Below are 13,619 nucleotides of genomic sequence, written 5' to 3'. Positions count from 1 at the left end.
ATGAAATTATCGCACATGATGTCCCGGGTCGGTGTCCGTCCGCGCGTGTTCGGCGGTTTCGCGCTGGTTCTCAGCTTTCTGGTCCTGCTCGCGGGCTTCGCCGTGGTTCAGGTCGAGCGGATCGGCGGAACGGTCAATGACCTCGTGACCAGCGCGGCTGGCGACGCCGGCATGTCGCAGGCGCGTGCCGCGCTCTTGGAAGCGAACTCGGCGGTCGAGAAATTCATCCGGACCTGGAATGTCGGCGACAAGGATGCCGCAGCCAAGGCGATCGACGGCGTGGGCAAACTGGCCGATCAGGCCGATCGGCAATTCGGCAAACTGCAAGCGATCGCGGAAGGCATCGGCCCGGTCAAGACGGCGCTGGAAACCTATCGTGCGTCGTTCACCGCGGCGGCGGATGCCGCGGATCGGCTGCGCGCCGCCACCACGAAGACCGACGCCCAGGGCGCGGCCGCCGGCCTCAATGTCGGCGGCATTCAGGTTGCGCTTGCCAATCGCCCGGAAGATGCGGAACGACTTGTCAACCCGATGCGCCTGGCCGGCGTCGTCGACGCGCTGCGCGTCACCGTGATGCGCTATGGATCCACTTTGTCGACGGGCGATGCCGACGACGCCAGGCAGGCGTTGTCCTACGCCCAATTGGCGATCGCAGACACCGAGGCTGAGCTGGCGACGGTGGACGCCCCCAAATTGAAGACGCTGGTCGCAGCACTCAAGACCGCGATCGCCGCCGACACGACGGCGCTCGAAGAGGTCATCAAGGTCGCCGCCGATCTGCGCGCCAGGCAGGCCGAATTGAAGAAGGCGAGTGCGGCGATCGACGATCAAGTCAACAAGATCAATGCGAAGCTCGGCACCGTGCGCGCCGAGCAGGGCGACAAGACCTCGGCAGCGGTCGATCAAACCAAACGGACCGTCATCGCGACCGCGGCCGGCGCGCTGCTGCTGGGAGCGGTGCTCGCATGGCTTATCGGAGCCAGCGTATCCGGCCCGATTCGCGGCATGACGGACCGGATGCAATCGCTGGCGGCGGGCGAGCTCGATGAGCCCATTCCCGGCGGCGAATCGCGCGACGAAATCGGCCGCATGGCGCGTGCCGTCGAGGTGTTCCGCGAAAATGCGCTGGCGGTTCGTCGCATGGAAGGCGAGGCCACGGCACAGCGCGAAGCCACCGAGGCCGACCGTGCCCGCATGATGTCTGATCTTGCCGGCCGCTTCGAGCAGGGCATGCAGGGGGTGATTGCCGGTGTCGGTGGCCGGGCCGACGACATGGGGCGTAGCGCCGAGGAGTTGGCGAAGGTCGCCGAGCGTGGCCGCGGGCTCGCCGAAGCGGTCGCGACCCGCGCCGAGCAGGCATCGATGAACGTGCAGACCGTCGCCTCCGCCACCCAGCAGCTCGCGGCCTCGATCCGCGAAATCTCAAGCCAGGTGCACCGCTCCGTCGCGGTCTCGAACCGGGCGACCGACGAGACCAACCGCACCTCCGATTTGATCCATGGGTTGTCGGATGCGGCTGAAAAGATCGGTACCATCATTCAATTGATTCAGGCCATCGCCAGCCAGACCAATCTGCTGGCGCTGAACGCGACCATCGAAGCGGCGCGCGCCGGCGACGCCGGCCGGGGCTTCGCGATCGTCGCCAGCGAGGTCAAGAGTCTCGCGACCCAGACAGCGCAGGCGACCGAGCAGATCGCCAGCCAGATTGCGACGATCCAGAGTGCGACCGGCCAATCGGTCGAGGCGATCAAGCAGTTCGGCACCACCGTCAAGGAAATGGCCGACATCGCCACCGCGATCGCCGCGGCGGTCGAAGAGCAGGGCGCGGCAACGGGCGAAATCGCGCGCAACGTCGAAGAGGCGGCCAACGGCACCACGGCGGTGACGCAGGAAATCGGTCAGGTGCGCGCGGTGGCGGGCGAGACCGACGCCGGTGCCGAAGCCGCTCTTACGGTCGCAGCGGCCCTGAAGCAGCAGGCGGATTCAATGAAGTCGAACGTCGACGATTTCCTCCACACCATCCGCTCGGCGGCCTGAATTCCCGAGAAACCGGCGATGCCGCGGGTGCCAACGAAACGGGCCTCACAGCACCGGCAACAGCGAGCTCTTCAATTCGCGCAATAACGCCTGAACCGCAGCAGCCTGGACCCGTCGCTCGGGAATGCTTGCCTTGACCCATAAATCGGGAATTGGAAAATCCGGCAACACGACCTGCAACGTGCCTTGACGTAGGGCCTCTTCCGCAAGGTAGTGCGAGATGAAGGCGATGCCGTTGCCGGCGATCGCGCTTTTCACGAGCACGTGGCCCTCGTTCGAACTCAACAGCGGCCGGACCTGAACCGTGATACGGTCGCGCGGCCCGTCGAACACCCAGTCCGGACCGGTGGGAAGAAAACTCAGGCAACGATGATCGACCAGATCGCGCGGATGTCGCGGCACGCCGTGCGCCCTGAGATAGGCCGGCGACGCGCACAACAAGCGCTTCAATCGGCATAGGGGCTCGTCGACCACACCGCCGAACGAATGCGGGAACGCGCCGATGGCGATATCGAAGCCTTCGGTCACCGGATCGACGGGACGGTCGATCAAGACGATTTCGAGTTTCAGCTTCGGGTTTTGGGTCTGGAAGGTGCTGAACACATCGGCAAGCCGGGCGATGGTCAGCGATGTCGGTGCCTTGATACGCAAATGATCGATAAGATCATGGCCTTTCTCGCCCATGCGCGACAGGAGATCGCCGACATCGGCGACCACGCTCCGCGCCCTCTGGACATATTCCTGGCCGGCCGCGGTCAGCCGCAATTGCCGCGTCGAGCGATGAAATAGCGGCGTGCCGATCCGCGTCTCCAATTGGGTGACCCGCTTTGCGACCACCGAAGTTGCGACATTGAGTTTTCTCGCCGCGGCGGAAAATCCGGCGGCGTCTGCGGTGGCGAGGAAGGCTTGAAGGTTCACGAGGACGTCCATTTTCCACCTTTCTCGATTCGTGAAAGCTGATCGTGTATTTTGGTGGATTGTAGCCCGGCACGCGTTAATTCATAGTCGGCCCAAGCAAGAGATTTCGGGAGCAGGACGCGCCATGCGGGCCACGACGATCGAAGAACCGGCACGCCATGTGCCGATCTATGGCGAATATGAAGTGGTCGTGCTCGGCGGCGGTCCGGCCGGCATCGTGGCGGCGGCCTCAGCTGCGCGCGCTGGGCGGAAGACGTTGCTGATCGAGCGCTACGGCTTTCTCGGCGGCATGGGCACCGCGGCCGGCGTCACCAATTTCTGCGGCCTGCACGGCAATGTCTATGGCCAGGCGCACCGGCTGGTGCAGGGCATGGCGTCCGAGCTGCTGGCGCGGATCGACCATTTGAACGGCCTCAACGCGCCGCATCTGATCCTCGGCAAGGTCTTCGCCCAGGCCTACGACACCGCCGCCTACAAGATCGCGGCCGACCAGCTGCTCGCCAGCCACAAGGTGCACATCCTTTTCCACGCGCTCGGTGCCGGCGTCGTGATGGGCGATAACAGCCGCATCGATGCGCTGATGGTCGAGACCAAGGCGGGCCGGCAGGCGGTGCGGTCGGAGATCTTCATCGATTGCTCCGGCGACGGCGATCTTGCGGTGTGGGCCGGCGCGCCGTTCGAATTCGGCGACGAGCACGGTCATCCGATGTATCCCTCGATGATGCTCCGTCTCAACGGCATCGATCCCGCGACGGCCGGCGATGCCTGGCGCACCATCCCGCAATTGATGGAGCAGGCCACCGCCGCCGGCACCCACACATTCCCGCGCAAGAGCGCGATCGTGCGGCCGCAAAAGTCCGGCATCGAATGGCGGGTGAATTTTACGCAAGTGGCGCGCGAGGACGGCCATGCCATCAACGGCATCGAGCCTGACGATCTCACCCGCGGCGAGATCGAGGGCCGTAAGCAAGCGCTGGCTGCGTTCGAATTCCTGCGCACCGTGCCGGGCTTTGAAAAATCCTACATCGTCGACCTGCCGCCGCAGCTCGGCATCCGCGAAACCCGCCGCATCAATGGCGGCTATCAGCTCAGCGGTGAGGACGTGCTCGGCTGCGCTTCGTTCGAGGATTCCATCGGGGTCAATGGCTGGCCGATCGAGGCCCATGTCCCCGGCGACGTCGTCTTCACCTTCCCGCCGATCCCGGAATCGCGCGGCTATAACGAGCTGCCTTACCGCATGCTGGTGCCCGAAGGTGTCGACAATCTGCTGGTCGCCGGCCGCTGCGCCTCGATGACCCATGAGGGCCAATCAGCGGCCCGGGTCTCCGGTGCCTGTTTCGTGATGGGGGAGGCGGCCGGTTCCGCCGCCGCGCTGGCGCTCTCCGGAAACCGGATCCCGCGTGACATCCCGGTTGAAAAGCTGCAGGAAACGTTGAAACAACAGGGCGCCTTCATCGGACGGGACCAGCCCGTGCCCGAAGGGCTCTGACGGACTGCAAAACGACCAAGAGAACCACGAGAGGAAACGGGATGATCGGGATTGCGCGGCTCGCGCTAGCTAGCCTGATGGCGATCACGGCAATGGGAGCGGCCCGGGCCGAGGACGCACTGAAGGCCAAAGTCGGCGTGCTCCGCCTGTCGTCCTCCGCGCCCGTCTTCATCGCGCAGGACAAGGGCTATTTCCGCGAGACCGGCCTCGAGGTCGAGCTGAAATTCTTCGACGCGGCGCAGCCGATCGCGGTGGCAACGACCTCGGGCGACATCGATTTCGGCGTCACCGCCTTCACCGCCGGCCTTTACAATCTCGCCGGCAAGGGCGTGCTGAAGGTGATCGGCGGCATGAGCCGCGAGAAGGCAGGCTATCCCCTGATCGGCTATTTCGCCAGCAACAACGCCTATGCGAGCGGTCTGAAGACGCCGAAGGACCTCGCGGGCAAGCGCGTGGCGATGACGCAGGTTGGCTCGTCCTTTCACTATTCGCTCGGCCTGCTTGCCGACAAATACGGCTTCAAGCTTGCCGACGTGAAGATCGTGCCGCTGCAATCGCTGTCGAATGCCGCGGCCGCGCTGAAGGGCGAGACCGTGGATGCAGCGCTGCTGCCGATCTCCACCGCGCGAAAGCTGATGGACGACGGCGGTGCGAAGTTCCTCGGCTGGGTCGGCGACGAGACACCCTGGCAATTAGGCGCGGTGTTCGCCTCGCCGAAGACGCTGACCAACAAGGTGCTGGTGACGAAGCTGCTCAGCGCTTTGGCAAAAGCCGACCGCGAATATCACGACGTCATCCTTGCCGCGATGAAGGACGGTGTCGCCCCGATCAACGACAAGACAAAGCCACTGCTGGAGATCATCGCAAAATATACCAATTTGCCGGTGGAGCAGGTGGTCGGCAATTGCGCCTATATCGATCCCGACGGCAAGCTGGATGTGAAAAACGTCGACAACCAGATCAAATGGCTCCAGGAGCAGGGCTTTGCCGGCAAGGGTTTTGACGCGAACGCGATCATCGCAAGCGAATTTGTGAAGGCGGATTGAGAGTAGAACGCAACGCATGGACCTGATCGCCAACCACATCACCCATCGCTTCGGCGAGCTCGCCGTGCTCGACGACGTCTCGTTCACCGTCAGCGCGGGCGAGGTGGTGGCGATCGTGGGGCCCTCGGGCTGCGGCAAGAGCACGCTGCTGTCGATCCTCGGAGGCCTGTTGCTGCCGACCTCCGGCGCGCCCGAGCTGCGTGGATCGCCGCCGGCGGACAGTCTCAATCCGCTCACCTTCGTGTTCCAGGACTTTGCGCTGCTGCCCTGGGCCAATGTGGAGGAGAACGTCGAATTCCCGCTGCTGCACACCCAGCTCTCGCCCGTGCAGCGCCGCGCGCTGGTCGACGACGCCTTGCGCCGCACCGGCCTGACCGATTTTCGCAAAACCTATCCAAAGCAGCTTTCCGGCGGCATGCGCCAGCGCGTCGGCATTTCGCGCGCGCTCGCGGTCAGGCCGGCCATTCTCCTGATGGACGAGCCGTTGTCGGCGCTGGATTCGCAGACCCGCGAACTGCTGATGGAGGATTTCGTCCGGCTGCTCGCCGATGGCGGCATGGGCGCGGTCTATGTCACCCACAATCTCGAAGAGGCGGCGCGGCTTGCCGACCGCATCGTGGTGCTGTCGCGGCGTCCTGGCCGCATTCGCGAGGTCGTCAGCGTGCCGATGACGCGCACTGAGCGCGGTGACATTGCAGCCCGTGAAAAGCTGCTCGCGCTTCAGAACCAGATCTGGTCGCTGATCCGCAACGAGGCGATCGATGCCGAGCGCGAGGTTCAGCATGCTTGATCGCGCTCCGGCGGGACCATCTGCGAAGGATGAAGCGGTCCGACGCGTCCGCTTTCGCGGCGCCGGCTTCGTGCCGGCGAGCAGCCGCTTCGGCGGCTGGATCGCGCTCGCGCTGGTCATTGCGATCTGGCAGGCGGCCGGCAGCACCGGCCTGGTCAATCCGCTGTTCCTGCCGCCGCCGTCGGCGATCGCGCGTGCAATTTACCAGCTCGCGATCTCGGGCGCGCTGTGGCAGCACCTTTCCGCGTCGCTCCTGCGCATCGGTGTCGGCTGGCTGCTCGGCACGGCGGCCGGTGTCGCGGTTGGCTTTGCCATCGGCCTCTCGCGGCTGGCGCGCAGCGTCGGCATCACCTTCATCTCGGCGCTGTTCCCGATCCCGAAGATCGCGCTGCTGCCGCTGTTGATCCTCTGGCTCGGCATCGGTGAAGAGCCGAAGATCGCGACCATCGCGCTCGGGGTGTTCTTCTCGACCGCGATCTCGGTCTATAGCGGCGTCGACGCGGTGCCGCGCAATCTCATCCGCATGGCGCAGAGCTTCAACGTGCCGTTCGCCACCATCGTGCGCAAGGTGGTGTGGCCGGGCGCGCTGCCCGCAATCCTCGCCGGCTTCCGCATCACGTCGTCGGTGGCGCTGCTGCTCGTCGTCAGCGCCGAGATGATCGGCGCGCAGTACGGCATCGGCGCGTTCGTGCTTCAGGCCGGCAATTTGATGCAGACGGATCAGCTGCTCGCGGGCGTGGTGATTTTATCGGTGTTTGGGTTGATCGTGGGGCGGGTGATCAACTGGCTGGAGATACGGCTCTTGCACTGGCGATAGCCGCAGTCACCGCAGCCGTAGGGTGGGCAAAGCGAAGCGTGCCCACCAATTGTTTCATCGCTCGCGGAGATGTGGTGGGCACGGCGCGTTGCGCCTTTGCCCACCCTACGAGACCGGTGTCGTCACGCGTTCCCGCGATCCTCCCGGAACAAATCCAGCTTCTGCTGCACGGGGCGATCCGAGAAGCTGAACAGCACCGCATCCATGTCGGCCTCGTGCGTGACCCATTGCCAGCTCGGCACCACGAACAAATCGCGCGGGCCCCATTCGAAGGTCGAGTCCCCGATGCGGGTGCGGCCGTGGCCTTCGATCGGACAGAACACCGTTGCGTCCGTCGAACGATAGCGCGCGGTCTTGAAGCCCTTCGGCAGCAGCTGGATGAAGGTGCCAATGGTCGGCATCGCGAAGTCGCCGGTCTCGGGGTTGCTGAATTTCAGCTTCAGCCCGTGACATGCGTCCCACTCCTGGCTCGTGCGAGCTTTCTCCAGTGCCTCGCGCGTGTAGGCATAGGGATAGCTGAAGATCGGCGAGGTCTTCGAGCTTCGCTTCACGTCGACCGGCAGCAGATTGTGGCCGTAGCGCGCAAAGCTGTCGCCGGCGGGCCTTGTGATCTTCTGATGGTCCTCGTTGGAGCCTTCCGCGAAAGAGCAGTCGAAGAACTGCACCAGCGGAATGTCGAGACCGTCGAGCCAGAACATCGGCTGGTCGGTCTCGTTGGAATGATCGTGCCAGGTCATCGACGGCGTGATGATGAAGTCGCCTTGCTCCATCGCGGTGCGCTCGCCGTCGACCGCGGTGTGGGCGCCCTTGCCTTCGAGCACGAAGCGCAGCGCCGATTGGCTGTGCCGGTGCGCGGGCGCGACGTCGCCGGGCACCACCATCTGCACGCCGGCATAGAGCGACGTGGTGATTTTCGACTGCCCGCGCAGGCCGGGATTTTCCAGCACCAGCACGCGCCGCTCGGCTTCTTTTGCCGTGATCAGTTTGCCGGCCTCGGTCATGTAGTCGCGGATGATGTCGAACTTCCACAGATGCGGCCGGCAGGCGCTCTTCGGCTCCGGCGTGATCAAATCGCTCATGACCGTCCAGAGCGCGGTGAGATTCTCGCCGTCGATCTTCTTGTAGAACGCCTCGCGTTCCGGCGTCTTCGTCACGGCTTCCATGGTGCGGCTCCCGTCGTTTTGTTGATTGACAGTATACTTACGATCTAGGTAGCGTCAACATGCGAACAAGAACGAAACGGGAGGGTTCCGATGAAGCTGCACGGCTATTTCCGCTCCAGCGCCGCCTACCGGGTACGGATCGCGCTGAACCTCAAGGGTCTCAGTGCCGAGCACCTGCCGCATCACCTTCGTAAGGGCGAGCAATGCGCGCCGGCCTATCTCGCCATCAATCCGCAGGGCCTGGTGCCCGCGCTCGAGAACGATGCGGGCGCAGTGCTGACCCAGTCGGTCGCCATCATCGAATGGCTCGACGAGACCCATCCCAACCCGCCGCTGTTGCCGGGGGATGCGTTGCAGCGCGCCAAGGTGAGGGCGTTTGCGCTGGCGATCGCCTGCGACACTCACCCCGTACAGAATCTGAAGGTGCTGGCGCGGCTGCGCGAGCTTGGCCTTGCCGAGGAGAAGGTTCAGGACTGGGCGGCCTGGGTCAACCGCGAGGGCCTCGCGGCCTGCGAGACGCTGATCAGGGCCGAGCCGGGCCCGTTCTGCTTCGGGGATGCGCCGACGCTCGCCGATCTCTGCCTGGTGCCGCAGCTCGCCAATGCCCGCCGCTTCGGCGTCGACGTCTCGGCCTATCCGCGCCTGCTTAAGGCGGAAGCCGCGGCCAAGGCGCTGCCGGCGTTCGTCAACGCCGCGCCGGAGAACCAGCCCGATGCCGAGTAAGCCGCCTCCGATCACGATAGACGCAGTCTATGCCGCGCCGGGCTATCTGTTCCGGCGCATGCAGCAGATCGCGGTCTCGATCTTCATGGAGGAGTGCAAGGCGTTCGACCTCACGCCGGTGCAATACGCGGCGCTGATCGCGATCCACACCCACCCCGGCATCGACGCGACGCGACTGTCCGCGGTGATCGCCTTCGACCGCTCCACGCTCGGCAGCGTGATCGAGCGGCTTCAGGCCAAGGATTTCGTCGAGCGCAGGCCGGCGCCGGAAGACAAGCGGATCAAGCTGCTCTATTTGACCAAATCAGGCGCGGCGATCCTGCGTGACATCATTCCCGCCGTCGAACGCGCCCAGATGCGGATGCTGGAGCCGCTCAAGCCGGCGGACCGCAAGGCACTGATGGGGCTCCTGGCGCAGCTCGTCGATCTCAACAACGAGGCGTCGCGGGTGCCGCTCCGGGCGGAGGACGCGCTGGAGCATCTGGGGAAGGCGCCTTAATCCTGGTTGTCATTCCCCGCGAAGGCGGGGAATCCAGTACGCCGCAGCTTCTCTGCATAACTCGCCGTCTCGGAGTACTGGATCGCCCGCCTTCGCGGGCGATGACAGCGGAGGCTCACATCCGCAACAGCGCTTGCCGGTCGATCTTCCCCGTGCCGGTCTTCGGCAGCTCGTCGATGAAGATCACCTCGCGCGGATATTTGTACGGAAGCAGCTTGCCCTTCACGTAATCCTGCAGCCTGCGGGTCGCTTCGCTTTGATCCGCCGCGCGGCTGTTCATCACCACGACCGCCTTCAGCGTCATGCGCCGGTCCGGCAGCTCGGCGGCGAACACCGCGCATTCGCGGATGTCCGGGTGGTCGGCGAGGCACAGCTCGACCTCGAGCGGGTAGACCCACTGGCCGGAGATCTTGATGAGATCGTCGGCGCGGCCGCGGAAGAAGTGAAAGCCGTCGGCATCGCGGACGAAGCGGTCGCCGGTGTAGATCCAGCCGCCTTCGCGGATGGTCTCGGCGGATTTGTCCGGCCGGTTCCAGTATAGCGGCGTGTTGGAATCGCCGCGCACCCACAAGATGCCTTCCTCGTCGTCGGCGACATCGCGGCCGTCCTTGTCGCGCAGCGCGACCTCGTAGCCGGGCACGCGCAGGCCGGCGGCGCCAAGCTTCTTCCGCTCGGGACGGTTGGAGAGATAGATGTGCAGCACCTCGGTCGAGCCGAGGCCTTCGACGATCTCGAGACCGGTGAGCGTCTTCCAGCCATTGAAGACGTCGGCCGAGAGCACCTCGGCGGCCGAGAGCGCCATGCGCAGCGACGAGAAGTCGGTCTTGTCGGCCCCCTCGGCCTTGGTCAGCGATGTATAGAGCGTCGGCAGGCCGAAGAAGACCGTCGGCTTGTACTGCTCGATCGCCGAAAAGATCGCCGCGGGCTTGGGCTGGCCCGGCAACAGCAGCGTCGTCGCGCCCGCCGAGAACGGGAAGGTGATCGCGTTGCCAAAGCCATAGGCGAAGAAGATTTTCGGCACCGAGAAGCAGATGTCATCCGGCGTCAGCTTCAAGACGTTCTGCGCAAAGGCGGCCTCACTATAGGCCATGTCGTGCTGGAGATGCACGATGCCCTTGGGCCGGCCGGTCGATCCGGACGAGTACATCCAGAACGCCATCTCGTTGCGATGCGTGTCGGCTTCCGCGAGTTCGGCCGGAAATTGCGGGAGCCAGCCGGCGGCAGAGACGGCGTTCGGTGCGGCGTGATCGCCCACCGCGCCATTGACGACGATCAGCGTCTGCAGGCTCGTGTCCTTGCAGGCCTCGGCGTTGAAACGTGCACAGAACTCGGCATCCGCCACCGCAACAGAAGCGCCGGAATCGGCGAGATAGAATTGCAGCAGATCCGGCGGTGTCAGCGTGTTGATCAGCAGCGGCACGAAGCCGGCACGTACCGCGCCGAAGAACGCGGCCGGATAGGCCGGGGTATCGTCGAGGAACAGCAGCACGCGGTCGCCGCGCTTGAGGCCGAGCGAGGCAAAGCCGTTGCCCCAGCGGCAGGCTTCCGCGCAGAGCTCCGCGTAGCTGCGCGTCCCCGCGGGGCCAATGAGTGCGAGCTTGTCGCCGCATCCTCTTGCGAGATTGTCGAATAGAACGCGGCTGGCATTGTAGACCTGCGGAACGGAAAAGCCGATCTCGCGCGCGCCCGCGCAGTCGGCGGGCACCTGATCGTTAATCTGCCCGCTCATGCCTCGTCCCCACCATTCTTGGCGGCTTCGTAGCGCGCCATGAAAGCCGGCGACATCGCGCGCAGGCGGGAGTCGTCGATGCGGCCCGAACGGGTGATGTAGCTGTAGGCAAAGTCCATCAGGCCCTGCTGCATGTGCTGAGCAAAGTGCTCGTACCAGAAAGCGCTGGTCCGCGCGGCGTTGACGAGCTTCTGCACCACCGGCTTTCGCGCGGCCTGGTAGCGATGCAGGGCAGTGGACAGGTGCGCATCCGACTCCAGCGCCTTGACCAGCGCAATGGCGTCCTCGATCGCGAGCCGCGTGCCCGAGCCGATCGAGAAATGCGCCGAGTGCAGCGCGTCGCCGAGCAACACCATGTTCTTGAACGACCAGTGCTCGTTCCAGACCCAGGGGAAGTTGCGCCAGACCGATTTGTTGGAGACCAGCGAGCGGCCGCCGAGCGTGTCGGCGAACACCTCCTCGCAGACACCCTTGGACTGCTCCACGTCCTTGTAGGCGAAACCGTAGGCCTGCCAGGTCGCGTGATCGCATTCGACCAGGAAAGTGCTCATGGTCGGTGAGTAGCGGTAGTGGTGGGCGTTGAAGGCGCCGCGGTCGGTCTTCACGAAGGTCTGCGACAGCGTGTCGAAGCACTTCGAGGTGCCGTACCAGACGAACTTGTTGGAGGAGTAGGACAGCGAGGTGCCGAAATCGCCCTCGAAGGCGCGGCGCACCAGCGAGTTCAGCCCGTCGGCAGCGACGATCAGATCGTGGCCGTTGAGCTGGTCAATCGCATGAATTGGCGTGTCGAAGCGCGGGGTGACGCCGACATCGAGTGCGCGCTGCTGCAGGAACCGCAACAGCTCGAGCCGGCCGATCGAGGAGAAGCCGACGCCGTCGATGGCGACGCTGTCGCCGCTCAGGTTCAGGGTGATGTTCTCCCAGCTCTCCATATGCGGCGCGATCGCGTCGACCGTCTCGGGGTCGTCGGCGCGCAGGAATTCCAGCGCCTGGTCAGAAAACACCACGCCAAAGCCCCAGGTCGCGTCGGCCGGGTTCTGTTCGAACAGGTCGACTTGATCCTCGGGGTGACGCTTCTTCCAGAGATAGGCGAAGTAGAGCCCACCGGGCCCCCCGCCGATCACGGCGATCCGCAACGTCTGTCCTCCCTGATTGACAGTATACTTACTATCTAGGGGTAGACTAATGTGCTCGGGTCGCCCGCGCCAGCGGAATTATCGGCAAGGCGCGCGGCACGCCGAAGCTCACGTCCGGACGCGCGTTTGGCGCGTGTCCGGAGCAGTGACCTTGCGAAGCATAGCCAAACCGTGGCGGCTTGGCCATCCGCCCCGTCAGACGCAGCGCTTCACGTAGACCCCGTCCACCAGCACCCCTGGTAAAGCGGACCACCGGATGGCACGCTTCTCTAGCGCGCAGCGAACGGCGCCAGCACGTCCTTGCAGGCGGGCGACAGCGACGCGGCGTTGCTGGTAATGCATTGGATGATCCGACCGCCACCTGGCGCCACGCTGCCGCACAGCGTGCGGACATCCTCGCGACATGCGGACTGGACGATGAACAGCTCTTCGCGTGGCCGCAGCGGGCGCAGCACGATCACGGCGGGCGCGGCTGCCGGTGCAGCTGCCGCAGGAGCTGCGCCCGCAGGTGCCGCCGTTGCTGCCGCGCCACCGCCGGCCGCGGCGCTCACGGCCTTCTCGCAGGCCGGCGAAACCTTTGCCTTGTTCTTCTCCAGGCATTCGAGCGCAGGCGCGCCGCCCGGTGGCACGCTGGCGCACACCTTGGGATAATCGGCGCGGCACGCGCTCTTGACGGCAGCGACCTGCGCGCTGCTCGGCTGTTTGGCTGCAGCGGCGGCTGCAGCAGCCTTGGGCGCGGCCGCCGCAGCCGGCTTTGCGGCGGGAGCGGTTTCAGCCTTCGGCGCGGCAGGCGCGGCCTCCGCCTTGGGTGCGGCCTCCTTGGGTGCAGCCTCGGTCTTCGGCGCGGCTTCGGTCTTCGGCGCCGCAGCAGGCTCGACCGCGCGAACCGCGGTTTGGCATCCCGATGACAAGCTGGACATGTTCTTCTGCAGGCATTGATAGGCTTCCACGCCGCCGGGCGTGACGCTCGAACAGTGCGCCATGAAGTCCGAGCGGCATGCGGAGCGGATCGCGCTCTTCTGCGCCTCGGTCGGTGCTTGCGCGAATGCGCCTGCTGCAGTTGCGAAGAGAGCCGCCGCCAGCAACGCCCCGCGTGCTGACGCATGTTTCAACGTGTTGAACATCCGAGTGAATCCTGCCCTGTCGGTAACGCCGACAATTTTTTCAAATGTGATGCAAACAATCGTCGCGGGTGACGCCGCGCGCGGCATCATTGGCCGCCGCGACCTCTACCGCAAGTAGATATTGGCGTTGCAATTGCGACGTAACTAG

The 13,619-nt window shown here is 65.1% G+C and carries 13 protein-coding genes; 8 read left to right on the top strand and 5 right to left on the bottom strand.

Features of this window, described 5'->3' with window-relative positions; all coding sequences use genetic code 11:
• Complete coding sequence (locus tag AC0L3K_RS34535; RefSeq protein WP_007599343.1) at positions 1-2,037, top strand: methyl-accepting chemotaxis protein; 2,037 nt, start codon at positions 1-3, stop codon at positions 2,035-2,037.
• A 45-nt stretch (positions 2,038-2,082) separates the two neighbouring features.
• On the opposite strand, the gene AC0L3K_RS34530 is transcribed toward AC0L3K_RS34535, so the two are convergent.
• A complete protein-coding gene (locus AC0L3K_RS34530) occupies positions 2,083-2,967 on the bottom strand; it encodes a LysR family transcriptional regulator (protein ID WP_473367683.1) in 885 nt (294 codons plus the stop codon).
• 112 nt (positions 2,968-3,079) lie between these two features.
• On the opposite strand from AC0L3K_RS34530, the gene AC0L3K_RS34525 reads away from it, so the two are divergent.
• Genes AC0L3K_RS34525 through AC0L3K_RS34510 form a run of 4 tightly spaced genes read left to right on the top strand, consistent with a single transcriptional unit; the run spans position 3,080 to position 7,097 of the window.
• Positions 3,080-4,444, top strand: coding sequence for an FAD-dependent oxidoreductase (locus tag AC0L3K_RS34525; protein ID WP_473367682.1), 1,365 nt, complete (start codon positions 3,080-3,082; stop codon positions 4,442-4,444).
• Between the two features lie 41 nt (positions 4,445-4,485).
• Positions 4,486-5,490 (top strand): ABC transporter substrate-binding protein, encoded by a 1,005-nt coding sequence (locus AC0L3K_RS34520; protein WP_354200556.1) that lies wholly within the window; start codon positions 4,486-4,488, stop codon positions 5,488-5,490.
• Between the two features lie 16 nt (positions 5,491-5,506).
• On the top strand, positions 5,507-6,280 hold the full coding sequence (locus AC0L3K_RS34515; RefSeq protein ID WP_219684553.1) for an ABC transporter ATP-binding protein: 774 nt from the start codon (positions 5,507-5,509) through the stop codon (positions 6,278-6,280).
• Positions 6,273-7,097 (top strand): ABC transporter permease, encoded by an 825-nt coding sequence (locus AC0L3K_RS34510; RefSeq protein ID WP_007599348.1) that lies wholly within the window; start codon positions 6,273-6,275, stop codon positions 7,095-7,097. Before AC0L3K_RS34515 ends, AC0L3K_RS34510 begins: the two co-directional genes overlap by 8 nt.
• A gap of 122 nt (positions 7,098-7,219) precedes the next feature.
• Here AC0L3K_RS34510 and gtdA read toward each other — a convergent pair whose 3' ends face one another.
• Positions 7,220-8,260, bottom strand: a complete 1,041-nt coding sequence (gene gtdA / locus AC0L3K_RS34505) for a gentisate 1,2-dioxygenase (RefSeq protein ID WP_354200555.1) — start codon at positions 8,258-8,260, stop codon at positions 7,220-7,222.
• A 90-nt stretch (positions 8,261-8,350) separates the two neighbouring features.
• Between gtdA and maiA the strand changes: the two genes are divergently transcribed.
• Together maiA and AC0L3K_RS34495 are read left to right on the top strand one after the other, a co-directional pair.
• A complete protein-coding gene (gene maiA / locus AC0L3K_RS34500; RefSeq protein ID WP_354200554.1) occupies positions 8,351-8,983 on the top strand; it encodes a maleylacetoacetate isomerase in 633 nt (210 codons plus the stop codon).
• On the top strand, positions 8,973-9,482 hold the full coding sequence (locus tag AC0L3K_RS34495; protein ID WP_007599351.1) for a MarR family winged helix-turn-helix transcriptional regulator: 510 nt from the start codon (positions 8,973-8,975) through the stop codon (positions 9,480-9,482). The genes maiA and AC0L3K_RS34495 overlap by 11 nt, the downstream gene beginning before the upstream one ends.
• 115 nt (positions 9,483-9,597) lie before the next feature.
• Here the strand turns inward: AC0L3K_RS34495 and AC0L3K_RS34490 are convergent, their stop codons facing one another.
• The 3 genes from AC0L3K_RS34490 to AC0L3K_RS34480 form a co-directional block, all read right to left on the bottom strand.
• The gene (locus tag AC0L3K_RS34490) at positions 9,598-11,211 is read right to left on the bottom strand and encodes a benzoate-CoA ligase family protein (protein ID WP_354200553.1); all 1,614 of its coding nucleotides are present in this window, start codon (positions 11,209-11,211) and stop codon (positions 9,598-9,600) included.
• Entirely contained in the window at positions 11,208-12,347 is a 1,140-nt protein-coding gene (locus AC0L3K_RS34485; RefSeq protein ID WP_473367681.1) for an FAD-dependent monooxygenase, read from the bottom strand. The genes AC0L3K_RS34490 and AC0L3K_RS34485 overlap by 4 nt, the downstream gene beginning before the upstream one ends.
• A 269-nt stretch (positions 12,348-12,616) precedes the next feature.
• Positions 12,617-13,432, bottom strand: coding sequence for a cysteine rich repeat-containing protein (locus AC0L3K_RS34480; protein ID WP_473367689.1), 816 nt, complete (start codon positions 13,430-13,432; stop codon positions 12,617-12,619).
• On the opposite strand from AC0L3K_RS34480, the gene AC0L3K_RS34475 reads away from it, so the two are divergent.
• Positions 13,329-13,589, top strand: a complete 261-nt coding sequence (locus AC0L3K_RS34475) for a hypothetical protein (RefSeq protein WP_473367690.1) — start codon at positions 13,329-13,331, stop codon at positions 13,587-13,589. The two genes, AC0L3K_RS34480 and AC0L3K_RS34475, sit on opposite strands and share 104 nt — an antisense overlap.
• The last annotated feature ends 30 nt before the right edge of the window (positions 13,590-13,619 follow it).

It is taken from the genome of Bradyrhizobium sp. MI1.10 (assembly GCF_055811035.1).
This window is presented reverse-complemented; position numbering and strand designations above follow the sequence as displayed.

Coding starts and splice junctions, on each gene's coding strand:
- AC0L3K_RS34535 (WP_007599343.1), top strand. CDS start 1: ATGAAATTATCGCACATGATGTCCCGGGTCGGTGTCCGTCCGCGCGTG.
- AC0L3K_RS34530 (WP_473367683.1), bottom strand. CDS start 2,967: ATGGACGTCCTCGTGAACCTTCAAGCCTTCCTCGCCACCGCAGACGCC.
- AC0L3K_RS34525 (WP_473367682.1), top strand. CDS start 3,080: ATGCGGGCCACGACGATCGAAGAACCGGCACGCCATGTGCCGATCTAT.
- AC0L3K_RS34520 (WP_354200556.1), top strand. CDS start 4,486: ATGATCGGGATTGCGCGGCTCGCGCTAGCTAGCCTGATGGCGATCACG.
- AC0L3K_RS34515 (WP_219684553.1), top strand. CDS start 5,507: ATGGACCTGATCGCCAACCACATCACCCATCGCTTCGGCGAGCTCGCC.
- AC0L3K_RS34510 (WP_007599348.1), top strand. CDS start 6,273: ATGCTTGATCGCGCTCCGGCGGGACCATCTGCGAAGGATGAAGCGGTC.
- gtdA (WP_354200555.1), bottom strand. CDS start 8,260: ATGGAAGCCGTGACGAAGACGCCGGAACGCGAGGCGTTCTACAAGAAG.
- maiA (WP_354200554.1), top strand. CDS start 8,351: ATGAAGCTGCACGGCTATTTCCGCTCCAGCGCCGCCTACCGGGTACGG.
- AC0L3K_RS34495 (WP_007599351.1), top strand. CDS start 8,973: ATGCCGAGTAAGCCGCCTCCGATCACGATAGACGCAGTCTATGCCGCG.
- AC0L3K_RS34490 (WP_354200553.1), bottom strand. CDS start 11,211: ATGAGCGGGCAGATTAACGATCAGGTGCCCGCCGACTGCGCGGGCGCG.
- AC0L3K_RS34475 (WP_473367690.1), top strand. CDS start 13,329: ATGAAGTCCGAGCGGCATGCGGAGCGGATCGCGCTCTTCTGCGCCTCG.